19 protein-coding genes are annotated in these 21,607 nt (G+C 65.8%); 8 read left to right on the top strand and 11 right to left on the bottom strand.

From position 1 onward, the window contains the following. Positions 1-55 precede the first annotated feature (55 nt). Positions 56-1,780 (top strand): sodium:solute symporter family transporter, encoded by a 1,725-nt coding sequence (locus tag ETC07_RS07635; protein ID WP_136247913.1) that lies wholly within the window; start codon positions 56-58, stop codon positions 1,778-1,780. 290 nt (positions 1,781-2,070) lie between these two features. Here the strand turns inward: ETC07_RS07635 and ETC07_RS07630 are convergent, their stop codons facing one another. Both ETC07_RS07630 and ETC07_RS07625 read right to left on the bottom strand, forming a co-directional pair. Next, a complete protein-coding gene (locus tag ETC07_RS07630; protein ID WP_240724591.1) occupies positions 2,071-2,883 on the bottom strand; it encodes a DUF1206 domain-containing protein in 813 nt (270 codons plus the stop codon). Positions 2,884-2,905: 22 nt separating this feature from the next. Continuing rightward, positions 2,906-3,520, bottom strand: a complete 615-nt coding sequence (locus tag ETC07_RS07625) for an exopolysaccharide biosynthesis protein (RefSeq protein WP_136247912.1) — start codon at positions 3,518-3,520, stop codon at positions 2,906-2,908. Positions 3,521-3,692: 172 nt separating this feature from the next. Here ETC07_RS07625 and ETC07_RS07620 point away from each other — a divergent pair, with 172 nt between their 5' ends. The 5 genes from ETC07_RS07620 to ETC07_RS07600 all read left to right on the top strand — a co-directional run bounded on the left by ETC07_RS07620 (position 3,693) and on the right by ETC07_RS07600 (position 8,627). Next, on the top strand, positions 3,693-4,310 hold the full coding sequence (locus ETC07_RS07620; protein ID WP_136247911.1) for a LysE family translocator: 618 nt from the start codon (positions 3,693-3,695) through the stop codon (positions 4,308-4,310). Positions 4,311-4,557: 247 nt separating this feature from the next. Beyond that, positions 4,558-5,304, top strand: a complete 747-nt coding sequence (locus tag ETC07_RS07615; protein WP_136247910.1) for a ribonuclease activity regulator RraA — start codon at positions 4,558-4,560, stop codon at positions 5,302-5,304. A 54-nt stretch (positions 5,305-5,358) separates the two neighbouring features. Next, entirely contained in the window at positions 5,359-6,366 is a 1,008-nt protein-coding gene (locus ETC07_RS07610) for a Bug family tripartite tricarboxylate transporter substrate binding protein (RefSeq protein WP_136247909.1), read from the top strand. Between the two features lie 165 nt (positions 6,367-6,531). Continuing rightward, positions 6,532-7,035 (top strand): tripartite tricarboxylate transporter TctB family protein, encoded by a 504-nt coding sequence (locus ETC07_RS07605; RefSeq protein WP_136247908.1) that lies wholly within the window; start codon positions 6,532-6,534, stop codon positions 7,033-7,035. 62 nt (positions 7,036-7,097) lie between these two features. After that, positions 7,098-8,627: a tripartite tricarboxylate transporter permease gene (locus tag ETC07_RS07600; protein ID WP_136247907.1), complete on the top strand. Its 1,530-nt coding sequence runs from the start codon at positions 7,098-7,100 to the stop codon at positions 8,625-8,627. A 253-nt stretch (positions 8,628-8,880) separates the two neighbouring features. Here ETC07_RS07600 and ETC07_RS07595 read toward each other — a convergent pair whose 3' ends face one another. The 9 genes from ETC07_RS07595 to ETC07_RS07555 form a co-directional block, all read right to left on the bottom strand. Beyond that, the gene (locus ETC07_RS07595) at positions 8,881-9,843 is read right to left on the bottom strand and encodes a C-terminal binding protein (RefSeq protein WP_136247906.1); all 963 of its coding nucleotides are present in this window, start codon (positions 9,841-9,843) and stop codon (positions 8,881-8,883) included. Positions 9,844-9,854: 11 nt separating this feature from the next. Then, positions 9,855-10,628: an SDR family NAD(P)-dependent oxidoreductase gene (locus tag ETC07_RS07590; RefSeq protein ID WP_136247905.1), complete on the bottom strand. Its 774-nt coding sequence runs from the start codon at positions 10,626-10,628 to the stop codon at positions 9,855-9,857. After that, positions 10,625-11,644 (bottom strand): zinc-dependent alcohol dehydrogenase, encoded by a 1,020-nt coding sequence (locus tag ETC07_RS07585; RefSeq protein WP_136247904.1) that lies wholly within the window; start codon positions 11,642-11,644, stop codon positions 10,625-10,627. Before ETC07_RS07585 ends, ETC07_RS07590 begins: the two co-directional genes overlap by 4 nt. A 38-nt stretch (positions 11,645-11,682) precedes the next feature. Then, positions 11,683-12,825, bottom strand: a complete 1,143-nt coding sequence (locus ETC07_RS07580) for a mandelate racemase/muconate lactonizing enzyme family protein (protein ID WP_136247903.1) — start codon at positions 12,823-12,825, stop codon at positions 11,683-11,685. 7 nt (positions 12,826-12,832) lie between these two features. Then, positions 12,833-13,813, bottom strand: a complete 981-nt coding sequence (locus tag ETC07_RS07575) for an ABC transporter permease (protein ID WP_136247902.1) — start codon at positions 13,811-13,813, stop codon at positions 12,833-12,835. A gap of 1 nt (position 13,814) precedes the next feature. Further along, the gene (locus tag ETC07_RS07570) at positions 13,815-14,828 is read right to left on the bottom strand and encodes an ABC transporter permease (RefSeq protein ID WP_168709191.1); all 1,014 of its coding nucleotides are present in this window, start codon (positions 14,826-14,828) and stop codon (positions 13,815-13,817) included. Next, a complete protein-coding gene (locus ETC07_RS07565; RefSeq protein WP_205742519.1) occupies positions 14,825-16,417 on the bottom strand; it encodes a sugar ABC transporter ATP-binding protein in 1,593 nt (530 codons plus the stop codon). The genes ETC07_RS07570 and ETC07_RS07565 overlap by 4 nt, the downstream gene beginning before the upstream one ends. A gap of 35 nt (positions 16,418-16,452) precedes the next feature. Continuing rightward, positions 16,453-17,454: an ABC transporter substrate-binding protein gene (locus ETC07_RS07560; protein ID WP_136247901.1), complete on the bottom strand. Its 1,002-nt coding sequence runs from the start codon at positions 17,452-17,454 to the stop codon at positions 16,453-16,455. A gap of 96 nt (positions 17,455-17,550) precedes the next feature. Continuing rightward, positions 17,551-19,020, bottom strand: a complete 1,470-nt coding sequence (locus ETC07_RS07555) for an aldehyde dehydrogenase family protein (protein WP_205742518.1) — start codon at positions 19,018-19,020, stop codon at positions 17,551-17,553. A gap of 206 nt (positions 19,021-19,226) precedes the next feature. Here ETC07_RS07555 and ETC07_RS07550 point away from each other — a divergent pair, with 206 nt between their 5' ends. Then, on the top strand, positions 19,227-19,928 hold the full coding sequence (locus tag ETC07_RS07550) for an FCD domain-containing protein (protein WP_136247900.1): 702 nt from the start codon (positions 19,227-19,229) through the stop codon (positions 19,926-19,928). Beyond that, positions 19,925-21,595, top strand: coding sequence for a GMC family oxidoreductase (locus ETC07_RS07545; RefSeq protein ID WP_205742517.1), 1,671 nt, complete (start codon positions 19,925-19,927; stop codon positions 21,593-21,595). Before ETC07_RS07550 ends, ETC07_RS07545 begins: the two co-directional genes overlap by 4 nt. Positions 21,596-21,607: the final 12 nt, after the last annotated feature.

Below are 21,607 nucleotides of genomic sequence, written 5' to 3'. Positions count from 1 at the left end.
GGGGGAGGAGGAAAACTCCTCCCTTTTTTGTCTCGCTCGATGACAGGGGAGAGCCTTGGTTATTCCGACACTCGACAGGGTCGCCCTGTTGCTTTCACTCGCCGTCATCGTGGGGACGGTGATCGCCTATCGTCGTCGCGCCGAGACCCCTGACGGCTTCGTCCGAGGGGGTGGGCGGATCCCCTGGTGGATGGCGGGAAGCACTGCCTTCATGACCCAGTTCTCGGCCTGGACCTTTACCGGTGCCGCGCAGAAGGCCTTCGAGGATGGCTTCTCGGTGCTGATGATCTTCTGGGGTAATGCCCTGGGGTTTGTGCTGGCAGCCGCCTATTTCGCACCACGCTTCAGGCGGCTGCGCGTGTCCACCTACTCCGAGATCATCAGGATGCGCTACGGGAAGTTCACCCAGATCTTCTACGTGGTGAGTCAGATATTCCTCACCTTGATGACCGCCTCCATCGCGCTCTACGGCGTGTCGCTGTTTCTTGGGGCCGTGTTCGATGTGCGGGTGACCCTCGTGACCCTGGTGATCGGTGCCATCATCATTGCCGTGACGCTGATCGGCGGGGTCTGGGTGGTGTCCGCCAACAACTTCATCCAGATGGTACAGCTGGCGGTGCTGACCTTCGTCATCGGTGGTTTCGGGGTGTGGCTCGCTACTGGCCCGGAAATGGCGGTTATCAGCAGCGACCGAGACTTCTGGATCGGGGGGGATGATTACAGTCTGGGTATCATGATGGTCTGGTCGGCAGCGATGTTGGTCAAGCAGTTCATCAGCATCAACAATGCCACCTCGAGCTATCGCTTCCTGACGACCAACGGCGATCGTGATGCCCGCAAGGCCGCCGCGCTGGCATCGATCCTGTTCGTGGTCGGCCCGGTGAGCTGGTTTATTCCTCCCTGGCTGATCGGCCAGGCGGGCATCGATCTGGCGAGCCTCTATCCTGCCCTCGGTGAGGACGCCGCCAACGCGGCCTATGTACATTTCATCAAGGACTACTTGCCTGCAGGGGTGCTGGGGCTGGTGGTGGCGGCGATGTTGGCGGTCACCGTGGCGCCGATCACCACCTCGCTCAACCGTGATGCCGGGGTGATCATCAGCCTGTTGACGCCGCTGCTGGCGTCTAGCGAGCGTTTGGGACAACGGCTGGTGACGATAGGTAGAGCCTTCGGGGTGCTCCAGGGGGGGATCATCGTGGTGTTGGCCATCGTCCTGGGCCAGGTCCATCATCTAAGCCTGTTCGACATCATGGTGATGTTCGGGGTGATCTTTCAGATGCCGCTCGCGCTTCCCGCCATGCTCTCCATCGCCCGGACCGGCGCCCCCGACTGGGCCGGCTGGGCAGGGGTTCTGGCGGGAATCGGGGTCACCACCTCGAGCTATCTATGGCTCGACGTCGAGGCGCTGGGCCAATGGCTGGGGATGCCGCCCATTCCTGCCGGCCAACTTGTCGATATCAAGCTGGCGGTCTCGTTGATGCTGCAGGTCACCATCGTCGTGGGATTCGTCTATCTGGCGCGTTTCATCCACGATCCGTCGCGCAGCCCCTCCCGCCAGGCCGAGGTCGATACGCTGTTCGTCCGTTTGAGGCAGCCGGTAGCCGCGCAGGGGGCGGTCGATGCCGGTGCTCCATCGCGGCATCTGGCTCCCCGGCTGGTGATGAGCGTGGCCCTGGTCTCGCTGCTGCTCGCCGTGTTGGCTGAGAGCAAGATGGGCGCTGGCTTCTTCATCGTGGTGGCGCTGTGTCAGCTGGTGGTTTCGCGGCTGCTCAAGCGCTGAGCGGGGCTAGCCGCTGTCGCGGTGAGTGGTGATCGAGGCGCTGTACGTGCAGGGAGCCGGGAGGGTGTGGATAAAAAATATTCGTATTTGCATTGACGTGCCGATGAGAGTGACTTACGTTTGGGGCGTGGCGTAGAGGAATCGCCACGGCCGACGGCCACTAGGGTCGGTGGTTGTCGGATTCTCCTCAATGCTAGTCACGGTTTCTCGCCGCTCCTTTTCGGGGCGGCTTTTTTTACGCCCGGTGTCTCGATGCTCGGCGGACGCGTGAGGCACGACCGCCGGCCGGCTCAGTCGAGGCTGGTGTCGCGGATGACGGCGTTTATCAGGCAGTACAGGCCGTAACTCACCAGCCCGAGCGCCACGGTGCCCAGCAGCCAGGGGCCGAAAGGCTGCTCGGCGAGCACATTGAGCGCGCCGCCGAGGCCTTGAGCCTCGCTGGGGTCGGTGCGCCAGGCCGCCAGGCACAGGAACAGGCCGATGACCTGGAACACCAGGCCGCGGGCGGACAGCCCCCAATGCGTGATGGCGTCGGCCAGCCGTCGCTGTAGCGGCCCCAGGTCCTGGCGATCCCAGTTCTTGAGATAGCTGCGTCGTAGGGCGCGCCACAATTGGCGAAGGCCGATGGCGATGAACACCAGGCCGAGCGCGAAGGTCACGTAGAGTCCGCCCTGGTGGCTCATTACCTGGGCGGTATGGTCGCGGACGGAACCGTCCCCCGAGGCCGCGGCGGCGTCGCGCAGCAGGTCGACGCAGTAGACGCAGAGGCTGGCGTGGATGAGGCTGCTGATCAGGAACCCCAGCCGTGTGACCAGGCCCTTGGGGCCGTGCCCGGTATCTTCGGTATCGAGCAGGGCCTGAAGCAGGCGCCACACGGCATAGGCGGCGAGCCCGCCGCCGAGGACGGTGATCATCAGGTCGCCGAAGGGCTGGCGGGCCAGGCCGAACAGGACCTCCTTGGTGCCGATGCTGTCGCGGACCAGGCCGAGCGCCGCCAGGAAGGCCAAACCACCCACCAGCAGGTAGACGATGCCCTTGGCGGCATAGCCGGCGCCGGCCGCGATGGCTATCGCCTGCGTCAGTCGGGAATCGGGTTTTGGCATCGTGGACTCCACGGGCGAAGTGTCAGGCGAGGCCGATGACCACCAAGGCCAGGGTGGTGCCGGTCAGCAGGTAGGCCGCCAGCGCCATCAGCCCATCCTCGGCGAGCAATGCCAGGCCGAAGAGCGTCAGCGCCAGGCCGCCGCCGTTGGCGGAGAAGGGCACCAGTTCCATCGGCGGCATGGCCAGCCCGATCAGCAGGCAGGTCAGCGCCACGGCGAGGTGGGCCGGGGCGCGGGTGAGCCAGACCAGGCGTGCCCGAAGCCAGCGGTCGACCCAGCGAGCGGGGCGTTCCATCCAGCCGGTGACTCGCTGGAAGCGCGCGCGAGACACGCGGCGTTCGAGCAGGAAGCGCGGTAGCCAGAAATGCTTCCGGCCCAGCAGCAGCTGGGCGGCGGTGAGCACCACCAGCCCGGCCATCAGCGTAGGCACCCCGGGGATGTCGCCGATCACCGGGGCCAGCGTGATGAGCCCCGCGATCAGCAGGAAAGGGGCGAAGCTGCGGCGCCCGACGGTGTCGAGGATCGCTTCCAGGCTGACGGTGTCGTGCCGCCGCCCCGCCTGCTGGACCCGTGTGATCAGCGTGGATAGATCGTGAGGAGGAACGTGGCCTGGGCCGCGCGAGGTGTCGTCGGTCATGGGGTCCTTGGCGTCGGGTCGAAAAGGGGCGGCCCTGCCGGGCACCCGATAGCACGATATCGTATGCTGGGCGCTGCGTCCTTCCCGCCGCACCGGCGGAGCGGGGCGATGCCTGGGATTCCCTCGGCGGAGCGAGGCCACGCCGCTCGATCACTGACTCAAGGAGACCGTCATGCCGTTTTCGCTGTGGATGTCGTTGGCCGCGATCTGTGCCATGGGGGCGATGTCGCCGGGCCCCAGCCTGGCGCTGGTGCTGCGCCATACCCTGGGTGGCGGGCGCGTGCCGGGCATCATCGCGGCGCTCACTCATGCGCTGGGCGTGGGCTTCTATGCGCTGCTCACCGTCTGGGGGTTGGGGGCGGTGATCGTGCGCTTCCCGATGCTGTTCCAGGCGATCACCTGGGGTGGGGCGGCCTACCTGGCCTGGCTGGGCATCAAGGCCCTGCGGGCCGGGCACGGCGGGGCGCTGGAGGCCGGGGCGATGGCCACCTCGGGGCGCCAGGCGGCCCGCGAGGGCATGCTGGTGGCGCTCGGCAATCCCAAGCTGATCCTGTTCTTCGTGGCTTTACTTAGCCAGTTCGTGACGCCGGACATGAGCCTCGCCGCCCGAGCGATCATCGTGCTCACGGCGATGATCATCGACGGCGCCTGGTATGTGCTGGTGGCCGTCGGCCTGTCGCACTCACGCGTGCTGCCTTGGTTGCAGGCTCGGTCGCACTGGATCAACCGTGCTACCGGGATGCTGTTACTGGCGCTGGCCTTGAGAGTGGTGGCGGGCCCCCTGTATTGATGAGGGGTTATAGACAAATATTTCCTTTTTAGACCTATGTCTAAGAGCCTGTCGTGGGGATTGATGAGAGCAGATCCCGAGCATTTTTCCATTTAAATACAATAACTTGTTTTTATTTGTTCGTGTGGAGCAATATACGGAATGCCTGAGCAGGAAGCCAAAAGGCATTATTTGTAAAAAGTTGTTTGAAAAGCGGCCAGGCACTTCCTATAGTGGCTCGACATTCATCGAGCTACTCGGCGGAGCCATGAGCATCATCAACGATTATCCCCACGCAGAACTGTCCCACCAGACCCGCGAGCGCCTGATGCGGGCATCGACGGCCTCCCTGCATACCCTGTTGCACAAGCGAGGCCTGAAGAACACCTACATCCAGAATGTCGGCCGTATGAACGACGATCGGGTCAAGATGGTGGGGCAGGCCTATACCCTGCGCTATATCCCGGCCCGGGAAGACCTGGACGTGGTCGCCGCCTTCCGGGATCCGGAGCACCCCCAGCGCCTGGCGGTGGAAAGCGTGCCGCCGGGGCGTGTGCTGGTCTCCGATTGTCGCCAGGATGCCAGTGCCGCCAGTGCCGGCAGCATCCTGCTCACCCGCTTGCAGGTGCGCGAGTGCGCGGGTTTCGTGTCCGATGCCGGGGTGCGTGACTCCGAGCACGCCGAGGCCATGGCTATGCCGGTGTTCTGCACCAAGCCCAGCGCCCCGACCAACCTGACCAAGCATCACGCGGTGGATATCCAGCAGCCGGTCGGCTGCGGCGGCGTGCCGGTCTATCCGGGCGATGTGCTGGTTGGCGATGGCGACGGCGTGATCGTGGTGCCGCTGGAGCTGGCCGACGAGATCGCCGAGGAGGCCAGCGGCATGGAGGCCTTCGAGGCCTACGTGCTGGAGAAGGTGAACGCCGGCGCGGCGGTCATCGGCCTGTACCCCCCCAACGAGCAGGCCCAGGAAGAGTACCGGGCCTATCTGCGACAGCAGGAGACCCGCGACTGACCGCGGGCGACTGCGATCCACCGACAACGACAATCACAACCGCGAGGAACCGCTATGTTCGCTCTCAAATCCCTCGACTCCTCCCTTCGCCAACGCCTCGCCAAGGGTGTGGTAGGTGCCACCCTGGCCACCACGGCCCTCGCCGCCGTGGTGGCGGTGCCCACCGCCCAGGCCGATTTCCCCCAGCGTGATATCCGCATGATCGTGCCCTGGCCCGCCGGCGGTGGTGCCGATGCGATCTCGCGCAAGATCAGCAGCCTGGCCGAGGAGGCACTGCCCACTTCCATCTACGTGGAGAACATCGGTGGGGCGGTGACGGCCACCGGCCTGATGCAGTTGGCCACGGCGAGGCCCGATGGCCACACCATCGGTGTGCTGACCTATGACAGCGTCGTGACTCTGCCGCGGGGTAACATGGTGCCGGGCTATTCGCTGGAAAAGCTCACGCCTTTCGCCCGAGTCACCCAGGAGGCGGACGCCATCGTGGTGTCCCAACGGTCCGGCTACTCGTCCTACGAGGAACTGATCGAGGCGGCCAAGGCTAATCCTGGCACGGTACGCATCGGGGTGGCACCGGAGGGCTCCGGTCCCTATCTGGCGGTGCGTCGATTGGAGGCGGCCACCGGGGTTTCCTTCAATGTGATTTCCTATCCGGGGTCTTCCACCGCGGAGGCCGAAGCGTTGCTGTCCGGCGAGATCGACGCCGCTATCTCGAGCCTCGGGGATTTCTCCGGGATCCTGTCGTCGGGCGATGCCATGGGTGTGGTCGAGCTGTCTGGCTCGCAGAACGCCGCCTATCCTGATGTGCCGCCGATCTCGGATTTCGATGTGGACCTGGAGACCGGCAGCTTCATCGTGCTCGCAGCCCCGGCTAACACTCCCGAAGATGCCATCGATACCCTCGAGTCCGCCTATCACGAGGCCTACTCGAGCGATGAGTTTCAGCAATGGGTCACCAGTCTCGGCGTGGCGCCCGGCTGGCTCGGTAGCGAGGAAGTCAACGAGTGGATCGATGGCTATCAGGAGCGGACCTTCGACGCGATGGATGAACTGAACCTGTAAGCCTCGAGTATCCGGCGGGGCGCCTTGGCGCCTCGCCAGTGGTGGGGAGCGGCCCTGTGTCAGGGGCAATGCGCAAGGACCTGCCGCCCCGCCTGTCTGACGTTCCTGCTCGACGATCACTGTAGTTGTCGGTCTCCTTTGCCGGAGACCGAGGAGAGGTATTGCATGTCTCGTTTCCTGTCTTCTCATCTGGTGCGCGGGCTCGGGTCCGGTGCGGCTAGATTCCATGCGGTGCTGGCGCTGCTATCGCTCGGTTACCTGATCGGTAGCCTGGCGATGGGACCACCCCTCGAAGGGGGCAAGTTGACGCCGTCTTTCTTTCCTCTGCTGACCGGTCTGCTCGCCACGCTGTTGTGCGGCCTGCAGTGGTGGTCGGCGGTGCGTGCCGCGGCTGCCAGCGCCAGCGATGACGCGTCGGAAGGTTCCTCCGACGGCCGCCGCTGGTCGCCGGAGCTGGTGCTGATGCTGGCGACTCTGGTCTACGTGCTGGCCTTCCAGCCGCTGGGCTACGCGCTGTCCACCCTGCTCTACGTGCTGGCGGTGATGCTGCTGTTCTCGGGGCTCGACAGGTGGTGGAGCAAGGCCGCGATCGCACTGGTGATCACCGCGCTCGGCTACCTGTTGTTCAACCAGGTCTTCAACGTGCGTCTGCCGACACTCTGGGGGTGAATCATGACGACCAACTCGAGACCGGCGGGAATGCCCGCATGTCGCTGCGCGGAGGGTGATGCATGGATTTCATGATGCAAGTGGTGGCGAGCTTCGGGCTGCTGCTCGATCCCACGGTGCTGTTCTATGTGGTGGCGGGCTTTCTGATCGGCACCATCTTTTCGGCGATTCCCGGCCTGACCGCGACCCTGGCGCTCGCACTGTTGCTGCCGCTGACCTACAGCCTGGATGTGACCACCGCGCTGATGGCCTGTGCCAGCATCTACATGGCGGGGATGTGTGGCGGCAGCATCACCGCGACCACCATCAACATTCCCGGTGCCCCGTCTTCGATGATGACGGCGCTGGAAGGCTACCCCATGCAGCAGCGGGGCGAAGGCCCTCTGGCGCTGGGGCATGCCTCCTTCGGTTCGATGATCGGGGGCGTCTTCGGCGCGGTGCTGTTGGTGGTGCTGGCGCCGCTGATCGCCGACCTGTCGCTGCTGGTGCAGACCACCGGCAAGTGCGCGTTGATCCTGTTCGCGTTGATCGTCATCGTGATCGCTCAACGAGGGAATGTCCGCCGCGCCGCGATCGCCGCCTGCCTCGGCCTGATGCTGGCCACGGTAGGGCTGGACGCCATGGTGCCGGTGGCTAGATTCAGCTTCGGCATGGGGGAGCTGGCGGCCGGGATCGACCTGATGCCGGTGATCATCGGCACCTTCGCCATCAGCGAGCTGCTGACCCAGCTGGCCGAGAATGACGAGGCGAAACGCATCCGCGAGAAGCTGAAAGGGGTGGCGAGGATCCGTCGCCGTGACTTCATTCCCTCGCGTTCGGCGATCCGGCGCATCGGGGCCGCCTGCTACCTGAAGTCCTCCACCATCGGCTATCTTGTCGGCACCCTGCCCGGTGCCGGTGGCTCCATGGGCGGTTTCCTGGCCTACGTGGAGGCGGTACGCACCTCGCGGGATCCGGATTCCTTTGGCAAGGGCAACCCTCAGGGCATCGCGGCGGCCGAGAGTGCCAACAATGCGGTGTGCGGCGGTGCCCTGGTGCCGATGCTGACCTTCGGCATCCCCGGTGATCCGATCACCGCCATCGTGCTGGGGGTGCTGGTGATCAACGGGATTCAGCCGGGGCCTCAGCTGATGGAGTCCCAGGCCGGGCTGATCGCGCCCATGCTGGCGGCGTTGATCTTCAGCGCGCTGATCCTGATCCCGCTGACCATGTACCTGCTGGGGCCCTACTTCATTCGCATCGTGCGCATTCGTCGTGACGTGTTGTTCGGCTCGATCGCCATGCTGGCGGTGGTGGGTAGCTATGTGGCGACCTACTCGACCTTCCAGATGATGATGACCCTGGTCATGGGGGGGTTGGCCTTCTATCTGCGCAAGCACGGCTATCCGGTGGTGACCCTGTTGCTTGGGTTCATCCTCGGGCCGGGTCTCGAAGAGTACCTGCGTCGCGCCCTGACACTGTCCAACGGCGACCTGACGGTGTTCGTGACCCAACCGGACAGCCTGTTCTTCATCGTACTGACGCTGGTCTTCATCTATTTTCTGGTGATTCGCAAGCCGATGCAGCTGAAGGGCAGCAAGAGCGCGAGCTGACCATCGGTTGTCTCCGTCGGTTATTTCCAACAAGGCCCTCGCCATCGGCGAGGGCCTTGCCGTTGATATGACGGGCGCGATGCCCGGAATTACATGACGATTCGCAGGTTGGCGTGACAGCGGCGTGGCCCTTGGAAGATGGTGGAATGGAGGGCGCTCCACCACCCGTATCAGTAACCTGCGAGGCTGTGGTCCCGGCTGGGGTTCGATGAACCCCAGATTCGTCGGGCGTTCCAGTGGTGGAGCAGCCGCTTCATTTCTCCGGCCGATTCACCGGCCACAGGATCTGCTCGCCGTTGGCGAAGCGCACCGCTTCCTCGGCCACCTTGCGCTTAAGCTCCAGCGCCGCGTCTTCCGAGTACCAGGCCATGTGCGGCGTGACCAGGCAGTTGTCGATGCCGCGCAATGGGCTGTCCGCCGGTAGCGGCTCCCGCTCGGTGGTGTCCAGGGCGGCGCCGGCCAGCTTGCCCGCCGTCAGTGCCTGGGCCAGGGCCGCCTCATCGATGATGCCCCCGCGGGAGGTGTTCACCACATAGGCGGTGGGTTTCATCCGCGCCAGCGCCGCGTCGTCCACCATGTGCCGGGTCTCCTCGGTCAGCGGGCAAAACAGCCCGATCACGTCGGCCTCGCGGAACAGCGCATCGAGCTCGAGGCAGCGAATGTCATCGTTGCCGTCGGCGGCATTGGGCTGATGGTAGCGGTCGTGGGCGATGACGTTGAAGCCCAGCGCCGCCATCTTGCGGGCGTAGAGTCGGCCGATGCGACCGAGGCCGACCACGCCCGCTGTCATGCGGGTTTGGCGCCGGATCGGGATGGCATCGGCGTACTCCCAGCGGCCGGCCTGGCAACCGGCGTTCATCGGCACCAGCTTGCGAATCAGGGCGAGGCTCAGCGCCAGGGCGTGATCGGAGACCTCGTGCATGCCGTAGTCCGGGACGTTGCAGACCTGCACGCCGGCGGCGCTGGCGGCCTCGAGATCGACGTTGTTGACGCCCACCCCATAGCGGATGATCTGCTTGAGGTCGGGGAGGGCATCGAAGACTCGCCGGGTGAAGGGCGCGTACTGGTTGAGCGCGATTTCGACGCCTGCGAGCTGCTCGATCAGCTCATCTTCGTTCAGGCAGCGAAGCAGCGGGGCTGCGAAGCCTGCACGGTCGAGGATCTCGGTCTCCACGTCGTGGTTGGCGTGATCGAGGTCGGTAAAGACGATCTTCATGGAAATCTCCTTCAGCGGCCGAGGTAGCCGCCATCGACGGGTAAAGTGACGCCGTGGACGTAGTCGGAGGCGGGCGAGGCCAGGAACAACAAGGGGCCCTGCATGTCATCACCGCAGCCCCAGCGCCCGGCGGGAATGCGTGCGGTGATCTCGGCATAGCGGCCTTCATCGGCTAGCAGGGCACTGTTCATGTCGGTGGCCATGTAGCCGGGAGCGATGGCGTTGACGTTGATACCCCGCGCCGCCCATTCGTTGGCTAGCGCCTTGGTCAGCTGCATCACGCCGCCCTTGCTGGCGGCGTAGGCCGGCACCGTCATGCCGCCGAAGAACGATAGCAGCGAGGCGATGTTGACTATCTTGCCCTGGCCTTGCCCCTGCGGGTCGCGCTCGAGCATGGCGCGGGCCGCCAGCTGACACAGCTCGAACACCGCGGTCAGGTTGACCTCGAGCACCGCCTCCCAGTCCTCCAAGGGGAAGTGCTCCGAGGGATGGCGGCGCTGGACGCCGGCGGCATTGACCAGGATGTCGAGCTCGCCGCCGAGCTTGTCGAGAGCGGACTCGAAGCCCTCGCGGCGTTGCTGGTGCCCGGACAGGTCGACGACCACGCCGTGGCACTGGTCCCCGGACGCGGCGAGTCCCGCGGCGACCTCATGCACCTTGTCCGACGAGCCCAGGATCACGACCTCGGCACCCGCTTCGAGCAGGGCTTCGGCCATGCCGAGCCCGAGCCCTCGGGTGCCGCCGCTGACGATGGCCTTGCGGCCGTTGAGATCGAAACGCGTCATGATTGGCAATCCACCAGTACCTTGACGGTAGTGAGAGAGGGAGTCGCGATCATCTCGAAGATGCCCGCGGCGTCGGACAGCGGCACCACCTGGGTGATGGTCTGTCGCAGCGTATCGGCCAGGGTGTCGGCAAGCGTGAGGGCGTCGCCGAACTCCTTGTGGGTGTAGACCCGGGAGCCGATCAGGGTCAGCTCCTTGAAGTTCACGTCGATGAGATTGACCGCGTGGGCCGCCTTGTGGGTCGCGGTCAGGCAGATGGTGCCGCCGACGCGCACCACCTTGGTCATCTCCAGCGCGGCGCTCTCGACGCCCGAGCACTCGAACACGGCATCGGCGCCGTCGCCTCCGGTAGCGCCGGCGACCCGCTCGACCAGGCTCTCGCTGCGCACGTCCACGGTGTCGAAGCCGAGCTGGCGGCACAGCGCCAGGCGGCCCTCGTCGACGTCGGAGACGATGACCTGGGAGGCGCCCGAGTGACGCAGCACGATGGCGGTCAACAGGCCGATGGGGCCGGCGCCCATCACCACCGCGCTGTCGAGCAGCTCGAAGCGCGCCTGATGCAGGGTCCTGACCACCACCGCCAGGGGCTCCACCAGTGCCGCCACGTCATCGGACAGGCTGTCCGGCACCTTGAACAACACGTTCTCGTCGACCCATTGATGGTCGGTCATGCCGCCGTCGCGATCGATGCCGATCAGGCGCAGTCTGGCACAGACGTGGGGCGTGCCGTTACGGCAGGGGTGACAGTCGCCGCAGGAGATCAGCGGATAGGCCACCACCCGGTCACCCACCGCGAACGCCGAGCCCGGCGGTGTCTGCTCCACGCGGCCGACGAATTCGTGGCCCAGCACCAGCGGCGCCTGGGCGCGGGGGTGCTTGCCCGAGTAGATGCCGATGTCGGTGCCACAGACGCCGCAGTAGGTCATGCGCACCTTGACGGCATCGGCACGGGGCGTGGGGGCCGGAACGTCGGTGACCTCGACCTGCTTGGGGCCGGTATAGACCAGTGCTTCCATGATGAATGTCCTCGTGTGTGAGTGTGGAGCGGTGGCGCTCAGGCGCTGTCCTGATGGCGCAGAGTCGTCCGATTGGCGCGCAACCGGGCACTGGCGGTGCGATGGGGGGCGAGCCGGTCGCGATCGAACTCGACGCCGATGCCGGGGCTGTCCGGGGCCGCCGCGCGCCCCTGGTCGAGGACCAGGGGGCGATGGGTGTACTGGTCGATGGGAAACGAGTGGATCTCCATCCAGCCGGCGTTGGGCTGGGCCGACACCAGGCTGACGTGCAGCTCCTGCATGCCGTGGCTGCAGATGGGTAGCCCGTATTCCCGGCTCTGGCGGGCGACATCGAGCCAGCCGCTGATACCGCCGCAGTTCGAGGCGTCCGGCTGGATAAACGATAGCCGAGCCTGCTCGAAGGCGTAGCCGAACTCGTGACTGGTGTGCAGGTTCTCGCCCATGGCCAGCGCCATGCCGGTTCGCTCGGCGATGCGCGCGTAGCCCTGGTAGTCGTCGGGGATGGTGGGTTCCTCGAACCAGGTGATGCCATGCGGGGCGAAGGCGTTGGCGGCGTCGATGGCGCCATCGACGCTCAGCGCATAGTTGGCGTCGACCATGAATAGGCGCTCTGGGCCGATCAGCTCGCGCACCCTGGCCACGCGCTCGACATCCTCGGCGAGCGTCGGGCGACCGACCTTGATCTTGACCGCCTCGGCGCCTCGATCGAGGTAACCCTGGACGTTATCCAGCAGGCGCTCGAGGGAGAAGTTGAGGTCGATGCCGCCGAAGTAGGCGCGACACTGGCGGGCTTCACCGCCGGCCATCTTCCACAGCGGCTCGCCGAGCCGGTGGCCCCGGAGGTCCCACAGCGCGATATCCAGCGCCGAGACGGCGAAGGCGGCGATGCCTCCCCGGCCCACGTAGTGAATGTGCCACAGCATGTCTTCGTAGCAGCGCGCGATGTCGGCACCGTCGCGGCCTAGCAGCAGCGGGGCGAGATCATGCTCGAGCAGCGCCAGGATGGCGTGCCCGCCGCGCCCGCCGGTATAGGTGTAGCCGGTGCCGGACAGGCCATCCGCGGTGGTGACGGTGGCGGTCACGATCTCGAAATCCGTATGCACGCCGTGCTTGGCATCGCCCATGGGCTCGCTCAAGGGGACGCGGTAGAGGTCGAGCTCGATGGAAGTGATCGTCGACATGGGAAGATTATCCTGAGTTGCGTGTGCGCGTGATCTGCACCTGAATCGCGATCACGACGAAGAGGAAGGCGCCGCGGATGACCATCTGCCAGTAGGCGCTGAGGTTGAAGGTGCCCAGGCCGTTCTCGAAGTTCAGCAGGTTGAAGATCAGGCCGAGCATCAGCGCGCCGATGAGTGTTGCCACCAGCGAGCCTTTGCCGCCGGTCAACAGGGTTCCGCCGACGACCACGGCGGCGATGGCGGTCAGCTCCCAGCCCAGCCCTTCCAGCGGCTGGCCGGCGCCGAAGCCCGAGGCCAGAAAGACCCCGGAGAGTCCGGCGCAGCCGCCGCTGATCAGGTAGGCCAGCGTCTTGGCCTTGCGCGCGGGCAGGCCCATCAGGTGGGCGGCTTCCTCGTTGTCGCCGACCGCGAGCATGGTGCGGCCGATGGGGCGCTGCTCCAGCAGCCACCATAGGCCGGCGCCTACCACCAGGGTGATGGCGAAGCTCCAGGGCAGCAGTCCGCCGATCGACTCCATGCCTAGCCGGGTGAAGCCGCTGGCCCAGTCCACCGGCACCGTCTGGTTGCCGCTGATGATCAGGGCGGTGCCCTTGGCCGCCAGGAGACTTGCCAGGGTGGCGATGAAGGGCGGGATATGTAGGCGGGTGATCATCAGGGCGTTCACCAGCCCCGCCGCGAGCCCGGTGGCCAGGCCCGCCAGTAGGGCCGGGACGAGGCCCAGGGGGCTCGCATAGGCGGCGGTGACCGAGGATAGCGCCGCCACCGTGCCCACCGACAGGTCGATGCCGCCGGTGATGATCACCAGGCACATGCCCAGGCTGATCAGCACGAACATGGCGTTGTAGTTGAGAAAGGACGACAGATTGTAGGCGCTGCCGAAATTGTCGTAACGCAGTAGGCCGAGGCAGACCAGTGCCAGCAGGATCACGCAGACCCCGGTGGCCTGGCCGTTGTCGGCGAGGCGCTGGCGCCAGGCGATGGTGATCATGTCAGTGGGCTCCTCTTGGCATCTGGAGATACACCGCCAGCACGATGATGGCGGCTTTCACCACTAGGGCTACCTCGTCGGCGACGCCGTTGGCGAGCAGGGTGTAGCGCACCAGCTGAATGATCGCGGCACCGAGGATTACCCCGGCGATAGGGGCCTTGCCGCCCTTGAGCAGGGCGCCGCCGACCACCGCCGCGGCGATGGCATCGAGTTCCATCAGGCTGCCGTTCTTGGCGGCGTCTGAGGCGGAATTGATGGCCACGGTGATCAGTCCGGCGAGCCCGGCGAGCAGGGCGCAACTGGTGTAGGCCGCGAGTTTGACGCGAGTCACCGGAACGCCCGCCATGCGTGCCGCCTGGGGGTTGCCGCCGGTAGCCAGCAGATAGCGGCCGTAGCGGGTGCGGGCGATGACCCAGGCCACCAGCAGGGCGATGACCGCCACCAGCCAGCCCTGGAACGGCAGGCCGAGCAGCCGCCCCGCGCCGAGGAACTCGAAGGCGGGGTTGTCGAAGGTCTGCAGGTTGCCGTTGGTCAGCACCTGGGCCAGGCCGCGGCCGGTGATGAACAGCACCAAAGTGGCGATGATCGGTTGCACGCCGAAGCGACTGACCAGCATGCCGTTGAACAGCCCGCAGGCCATGGCGATGGCCAGCGCCACGACGATCGCGACCAGGGTCATCGCCAGCGGCGCCTGCTGGCCGAACTCCGACAGGAAGATCAGCGGGGCCAGTGCGCCGGCCAGGGCCATCACGGCGCCCACCGACAGGTCGATGCCTCCGGTGGCGATGACCAGGGTCATGCCGAGGGCGACGATGGCGATGGTCGACACCTGGGAGATATTGACCGACAGGGTCTGCCATTCGAGGAAGTTGGGTGTGATCGCGGCATTGAGCAGAATCAGTGACAGCAGGGCGACGAGCAGGGTCAGGCTGCGGGAGTTCGCCGGCATGGATCGGCGCCGTCGGGGGCTGGCCGACTGACCGACCCCCTGACTGGATGAACGAAGCGACGTCATGGTGCGGTCTCCTGGTGGTCGGGGAGGGGCGCAGCCTGGGGCGGCGCGCCATCGTCGTGGCGGTCGCCATCGCCGCGGTCGTGCTGAGCGGTGGCGATGGCGGTCACCAGGGCGTCTTCGGTGAGCCCCGGGTTGTCGAGCACCCGGGTGGCATGGCCCTCGTGCATGATCACCACCCGTTGGGCGCCTTCGGCGAGCTCCTCGAATTCGGAGCTGATCATCAGCACCGCGCCCCCCCGCGCCTGGTAGTCCTGGACGATGCGCTGGATCTCTCGCTTGGCGCCGATATCGACGCCGCGGGTCGGCTCATCGAGGATCAGCAGGCGCGGATGGGTGGCCAGCCAGCGTGCCAGCAGCACCTTCTGCTGATTGCCGCCGGAGAGCTGGCCGATGGGCTGCTCCATCGACGCGGTCTTGATCTGCAGCGCCTCGATGAAGTGCTCGGCCAGCTCGCGCTCACGGCGCCTCTGGATGACGCCCCGTCGACTGAGAGAGCCGAGCAGGGGGAGTGTCATGTTCTCGCGCACGCTCATCCCGGGAATGATGCCCTCGACCTTGCGGTCCTCGCTGAGCAGTGCCACACCCGCGGCGATGGCGTCGCGGGTATGGCGTGGAGCGTAGGCTCGGCCGGCCAGGCGCATCTCGCCCTGGGTGGCCCGATCGAGACCGAACAGCGCGCGCGCCACCTCGCTGCGCCCGGCGCCGAGCAAGCCGCCGAGCCCGACCATTTCGCCCTGCCGCACCTCCAGGGAGGCCTGGCGCAGGCCCTTGGTGGTGGCCAGATCCTCGACCTCGAGCAGTGTCTCGTCGGCGTCGATACTGAGGTCACGAAAGCTGGTGGTGCCGCTGGCCTGGATGTCCGCGGCCGCCCGGCCGAGCATGGAGGCGACCAGCTCCAGTCGCGGCGTCTCGCTGAGGGTGCGCTGTTCCACCGTGGCGCCGTTGCGCATGATGGTGGCGCAGTCGCACACGGCGTAGAGCTCCTCGAGGAAGTGCGAGACGAACAGCACCGAGGTGCCCTGAGACTTGAGCAGCCGAATGACTTCGAACAGTCGCGCCACCTCGCGCTCGTCCAGCGAACTGGTCGGCTCATCCATGATCACCAGCTTGACCCGCTGTGACACCGCCCGGCCGATGGCCACCAGCTGCTGGATGGCGGTGGAGTACTCGCTGAGCGGGCGGCGGACGTCGATATCCACGCCGAGTTCCCCGAGTACCGAGCGGGCCCGTCGATGGGCTCGGGGCCAGTCGATCCCTCCCCACCAGTGGAGTGGCTCGAAGCCCATCATCATGTTCTCGGTCACCGAGCGCAGGGGCACCAGGTTGAGTTCCTGGTAGATGGTGGCGACACCCGCCTGTTGCGCCCGTCGCGGGCCGGAGAAGGTGATGGGCTGGCCGTCGAGGAGGATCTCCCCGCTGGTGAGAGCATAGACCCCGGTCAGCACCTTGATCAGGGTGGACTTGCCGGCCCCGTTCTGGCCGATCAGGGCGTGGACCTCGCCGGGCGCGATCGTGAGGGAGGCGCCGTCGAGGGCGACGGTGCCTCCAAAACGTTTGTGGATGTCGCGCATGTCGATGAGCGCTGTCATGGCTTGGGTACCTGGTGTTGGTGGGCAAGCACGGATCAGTAGGCGTCGTCGATGTGCTCGGCGGCGTTGTCGCGGGTGAAGACGCGATCCTCGACCCGCACCCAGGGTTCGATGGTCTCGCCGGCGGCGTAGCGGTTGAGCACGTCGCAGGCCATCGGGCCAAAGCGGGGGGAGGACTCCACGCTGACACCGAGCTTGCCGTCGAGGATGGCCTGGAGGGCGTCACGGGTGCCGTCGATGGAGACCAGCAGCACGTCCTCGCCGGGGGTGCGTCCGGCCAGCTCCAGCGCCTGGATGGCGCCGATGATCATCTCGTCGTTGTGGGCGTAGACCACATTGACCTCGGGGTGGGCCTGGAGCAGGGTTTCCATCACCTGACGACCGGTGTCGCGGGCGAAGTCGCCGGACTGGGAGGCGATGATCTGCATGTTGTCCTGCTCGGTGATGACGGCGTCGAAGCCCTGTTTGCGGTCATTGGCCGAGGAGGCACCGGTGGTGCCTTCCAGCTCGATGATGTGGGCCTGTTCGCCCTCGAAGTTGTCCACCAGCCACTGGGCGGCGATGCGTCCCTGCTCGACGAAGTCGGAGCCCAGGAAGCTGACGTAGTGCTTGCCGGCCTGGGCCACCTCGTCATCGACGATACGGTCGACCAGAAACACCGGGATGTCCGCGGACCGGGCCTTCATCACCGCCGGGATCAGCGCCTTTTCCTCCCGCGGAGGCAGGAAGATGGCGTCGACCCCCTGGGCGATCATGCTGTCCACGTCGGCGACCTGCTTGGCGGCGGAGCCGGCGGCGTCGGTGACCGTCAGTTGCCAGTTGCACTCGGGCGCGATATCGCGAAACGACTGGGTCTCGGCGATGCGCCAGGGGTTGTTGCTCTCCATCTGGGCGAACCCCACCCGGTAGCTGTCCTTCTCTTCCAGCGGTGGCAGCTCCTGTGCCCAGCCGGGGGCGGCGGCCAGTCCCAGCAGGGCGATGGAAGCAAGCCCGGAAAGGGCGCGACGGGAGAGGCGAGAGTGGTTGGTCGAAGGCATGTTGGACTCCTGGCTTGTTGTGCTTGTTGTGCTTGTTGTGCTTGTTGTCGATGGATGACGATGTCTCGATGGGCAGCCGTCTGTCGCCGGCGAGGGTCAGTCGCCCCAGTTGAGGTACATCGTCTGCTTCTTGAAATAGGCGGAGAAACCGTACTTGCCGTCCTCGCCACCGACACCGGAGTGGCCCCATCCGGAGTGGTAGGCGTGAACCTGCTCGCCGTTGGTACGATTGAAGTAGATCTCGCCGAAGCGCAGCTCCGAGGGCAGTCGCATCAGCCGCTTGAGGTCCTGGGTGAAGACATAGGCGGACAGCCCGTAGGAGGTGTCGTTGGCGTAGGCCAGTGCCTGCTCGAAGTCATCGACCCGCTGGATCGGCACCACCGGGCCGAACACCTCGTCCTGGATCAACGGCGAGCGATTGTCCCGGGTCTCGACGATAGTGGGGGACATCCAGTAGCCCCGGGCGTAGTCGCCTCCTTCGAGCGGGCCGCCCTCGAGCAGCACACGGTCCCCCTGGGCGACGCCGCGCCGGACCATGTCGGCGACCTTGTCGCGTTCGACTCGACTGACCTTGGGACCCATATCGGGATCGTCCAGCGGATCGCCGATGGTGAGCTCGCGGGAGGCGGCGATGAACTTCTCGATGAACTCGTCGGCGATCTGCCGGTGCAGGTAGATGCGTTCGCTGCAGGTGCAGATCTGGCCGCAGTTGGTGTAGCGCGCGGTGACGGCGGCCTTGACCGCGGCGTCGACGTCGGCGTCTTCCATCACGATGAAGGGGGCCTTGCCTCCTAGCTCCAGCCGCACGACCTTGAGCTCCTCGGCGGCACTGCGAAAGATCTGGCGTCCCGCGCGGGTGCTGCCGGTCATGGTGATGAGGTCGGTGCCGGGATGTTCCACCAGTGCCTGTCCCGTCACCGGGCCCTGGCCCGTCACCACGTTGAATACCCCCGGCGGAAAGCCGGCACGCTCGGACAGCGCTGCGAGGTAGAGGCCTGCGTAGGGAGTGATCTCATGGCCCAGCAGGATGAAGGTATTGCCTGCCACCAGGGCGGGCCCCGCCTTACGGGTGGCCAGCGCTGCGGGGTAGTTCCAGGCGGTCAGTCCGGCGACCACGCCGAGCGGCAGCGAGCGAATCTGGATTTCCTCGTCGGGCTGGTCCGAGGGCAGAATGTCGCCTTCGATGCGTCTGGCCCACTGGGCGGTGTAACGCAGGAACTCGCTGCAGGCGCCGACCTCGCCACGGGCCTGGGACAAGGGCTTGCCCTGTTCCATGGCGATCAGCCGGGCGAAGGGCTCTAGATGGCGGTCGATCTCCTCGGCCCAGCGAGCCAGCAGCTTGCCGCGCTCGTTGGCCGGCCGCCGAGCCCAGCCAGGTTGCGCCCTCCTGGCGGCGCCGACGGCGGCGTCCACCGCCGCCGCATCACCGGCTGGCACGTGGCCCAGCAAGGCTTCGTTGGCCGGGTTTTCCACCGCGATGGGGGAGGTGCCGGGCGTGCCGAACCAGTGGCCATCGACCCACATGCGGCCTTCCAGGGGAGTAACGCCGAACTGTTGGAAATCCATGGAGCATCCTCTTTTGGTACGACCATATAGTGTTTCCTATTCGGTGGTGTGACAAGGAGTCCTGACTAATACCATTGTCTATAATTTCCGTATATCAATGAAAATTATGTATTTATTTTAGATTATTGCCGATGTTAGCCATTGGTTGTAGTTGAAGGTTCTATTTTTTGAGCTTATTTTTGGTACGACGATAAGTGAGGTTTTGTATGAGCGAACGAAGTGCGGACTCGATCACCCTGAATATTGAGCGCTCCATCGTCTCCGGGGAGCTGGAGGAAGGCAGGCCGCTGCCCGCCGAACGTGCGCTGATGGAACAGTACGGCGCCAGTCGCACCGTGATCCGAGAGGCGCTCACCGCACTGACCGCGAAGGGGTTCCTGAAAAGTCGGCCTCGTTATCGACCGATCGTCTGTCGCCCCGATGCGAGTTCGGCGATGCAGGCGGCAGGGGGGGTGATCAAGCATCTGCTCGACAACTCCCGTGGCGTGCATGATCTCTACCAGGTGCGGGTGCTGTTCGAGCGGGTGCTGGTGCGGGATGCGGCCACGGGGGCGGACAAGGACGACCTCAAGTACCTGAAGGGCGCCCTGGATGACAACGAGGCCGCCATCGGCGATTCCGAACGCTTCTACGCCACCGATGTGGCCTTTCACCGGGTGCTCTACACGATCGCCGGCAATCCGGCCTATCCCGCCATCCACACCGGCTTCGTCGAGTGGCTGGCGCCTCAGTGGAGCCGAATGCCACGCAGCGAGCAGCGCAATCGCGACAATTTCCGGGCCCACAAGGCGATCTACGAGGCCATCCTGATGCGCGACCCCGACGCCGCGGAGCGCGCCCTGGTCGAGCACCTCGAGACGTCATGGGCGTTCGTGCGCAGCACCTTCTTTGCAGGAGAGCGAGAGTGAATAGCGACGTCGATCATATTGTTGTCGGGGGCGGGGCGGCCGGTTGCGTGGTGGCCGCTCGTCTCGTGCGTGAGCAGGGCGCCAGGGTGCTGTTGCTGGAGGCGGGATCTTCCCACCATCACCCACTGCTCGACATGCCTCCGGGCATCTTCAAGATGATCAATGGCTCGAAGTTCATGCGCTATCACCGGACCGAGCCTCAGTCTCATCTGGACGGTCGGGTGCACGATATCCCCCAGGGACACGTGCTGGGCGGCGGCACCTCGGTCAATGCCCAGGTCTACATGCGTGGGCGCCCCGAGGATTACGATGACTGGGATCGTCGGCTCGAAGGCAACGCGGCAAAGGCCGACTGGTCATGGCAGGCGGTGCTCGAGCACTTTCTCCGGATGGAGGACAACAACCGTCTGGTGAACGAGCGACACGGCCGCGGCGGGCCGCTCAAGGTCTCCGATCCCGGGCACGTCGATGTGGCCTCGCGCTGGTTTATCCAGGCCGCCCAGGCGGCAGGGCTTCCCTACAACGGCGACTTCAACGGCGAGCGCCAGGCCGGGGTCGGCTTCTATCAGTTCATGAATCGTTCAGGCAAGCGCTGCTCCGCCGCTCACGCCTACGTGGAACCGCTGCGCGATCATCCCGGGCTTCGGGTCGAACTCGGCTGCGAGGTCCAGCGAGTACTGGTGGAAGACGGCCGAGCCGTGGGCGTCGAATACCTCGACCTCAAGGGCAGGCAGCACCAGGTTCACGCCAAGGGTGAGGTGATCCTGGCCGCGGGAGCGCTGGTCACCCCCCAGCTGCTGATGCTCTCGGGTATCGGCCCGGCCGAGCAGCTGGCCGAGCACGACCTCGAGGTGAAGGTCGATGCGCCGGGGGTGGGGCAGAACCTGATCGACCATCCCGAGGTGCCGATCACCGCCTACGCCCGGAAGCCCTGCGGCTACTACCGGCAGGGCGTCGGCTGGCGGATGCTCGTCAACGGCCTGCAATTCAAGCTGTTCGGCAGCGGCCCGGTGACCTCGGCCGGGGTCGAGGCGGGCGCCTTCGTCAATCCCGCCGACTTCCAGGCGTTACCCACCATCCAGGCCTTCTGCGTGCCTATCGTCTACCTGGATCGGGATACCCGGGACGCCCTGAAGGATGGCTATGGCCTCACGGTGACCACCGTGGTGATCAAGCCCAAGGCCCGGGGCCGCGTTCGCCTGCGCTCGGCCGATCCCGGTGACATGCCGCTGGTGTCCCCCAACCTGCTCGGTCACCCGGATGACATGCGGGCCATGGTGGAGGGGCAGAAGTTCTTCCTGCGGGCCTTCGAGCAGTCGCCTCTCAAGGAAAATCTGCATGGCGTGGCACTGCCCTTCGCCGGAAGCGACGCCAGCGACGACGAGTTGCTCGAGCACTGTCGACGCTTCGTCAAGACCAACTACCACCCGGCAGGCAGCGCCGCTATGGGCGCCGATGACGACCCCATGGCGGTGCTCGACGCACGTCTGCGCGTTCGCGGCGTGAGCGGGCTCAGGGTGTGCGACATGTCTGCCGTTCCCGATATCCCCGCGGGCAACACCACCGCGCCCGCCATGATGCTGGGCAGCCGCTGTGCCGACTTCATCGGCGAAGAAGCGGCGTCACGGACACAGTGGGGCGCGGCATCGGAAGCCATCGCGCACTGATGCGGACCCCAA

It is taken from the genome of Halomonas borealis, assembly GCF_004798905.1.
Taxonomy (GTDB): Bacteria; Pseudomonadota; Gammaproteobacteria; order Pseudomonadales; family Halomonadaceae; genus Halomonas; species Halomonas borealis.
The sequence above is the reverse complement of the archived record's forward strand: the minus strand, read 5'-3'. Positions and strand labels throughout refer to the sequence as shown.